Origin of the sequence: Mesotoga sp. HF07.pep.5.2.highcov (assembly GCF_003666285.1) — a bacterium.
GTDB lineage: Bacteria > Thermotogota > Thermotogae > Petrotogales > Kosmotogaceae > Mesotoga > Mesotoga prima.
In genome coordinates this window covers 1-889 of sequence record NZ_JFHJ01000261.1, presented here as the reverse complement: position 1 = coordinate 889, position 889 = coordinate 1, and the positions used below count along the sequence as shown (strand labels likewise).

Here is an 889-nt window from a genome sequence, read left to right as displayed (position 1 = left end):
ATGAAAATTTCGCCGTAATGGTTTCCCATTGTGTTGGGCAGGAGGACGCCCAGGGTTCTGTATAGGCTCTTCTTTCGAATCGAAGGCATGGGATGGTAGTTGAGTCTGTTGATGACCCTCAACACGCGCAGCTTAGTATCTTCGGAAACATAGCCGCTTCCGTTCAATACCCGAGAGACGGTCGCTATCGAAACCTCGGCTTCGGCAGCGACATCCTTTATCGTCACCATCCAGTCCTTTCCCCCTATTCGATGAGCAGGGTTTCGTCAAAGATGTCGTACGGCTCTTTCAGCATCTTCTTGAAATCATTAACCGAGCCCTGCTTTATAATTTCTTTCAAAAGGTAGTAGGAAGGTCTCGGAGTCAGGCTTCCATCATTGAAGTCCACACTGACCAGTCCGAAACGCATTCCAAGGCCGGAGGCCCATTCGTAGTTGTCGGTGAGAGACCAGTGCATGTATCCCTTCACGCTGAAGCCCTCTTCAATAAGCGTTTCCACTGCTTTCAGGTGGCCTATGAGATAGTATGGCCTCAGTCCGTCCGTGGCATCGGCGATTCCATTCTCGGTTACGAAGACTGGAACGTCGTACCTTCTCATAGTCGTCTTCAGTATATTGTACAACCTTCGGGGTAGATCTCCCAGCCGAAATCGCTCGTCGGTCTGCCCGATCTGGAAAGCGAGTTGGGCTTGCAGCCCTGTCCGAATCCCGGCAGGAGTTTGTAACCTATGTCGCTCTCTTCATCGCTTTCAACTACCATCCGTGAATAGTAATTCAAACCAAGGAAGTCCGTTCTATCTTTTATGCGGTCGATAAATTCAAACTGAGCTTTCAGGGCAGAATCGACCGCCCTTTCCTCCCCGTCTATCCAGCTCATAGCGTAGATCAGC

Annotated in this window: 1 protein-coding gene and 1 pseudogene; both read right to left on the bottom strand. The window is 50.3% G+C overall.

Annotation, left to right across the window (positions count from 1 at the left end; genetic code table 11):
• Positions 1 to 230: LacI family DNA-binding transcriptional regulator (locus BG32_RS05385; RefSeq protein ID WP_147434838.1), on the bottom strand; the 230-nt coding region annotated here is incomplete at its 3' end.
• A 14-nt stretch (positions 231 to 244) separates the two neighbouring features.
• Positions 245 to 759: pseudogene (locus BG32_RS05380) on the bottom strand (family 1 glycosylhydrolase).
• Positions 760 to 889: the final 130 nt, after the last annotated feature.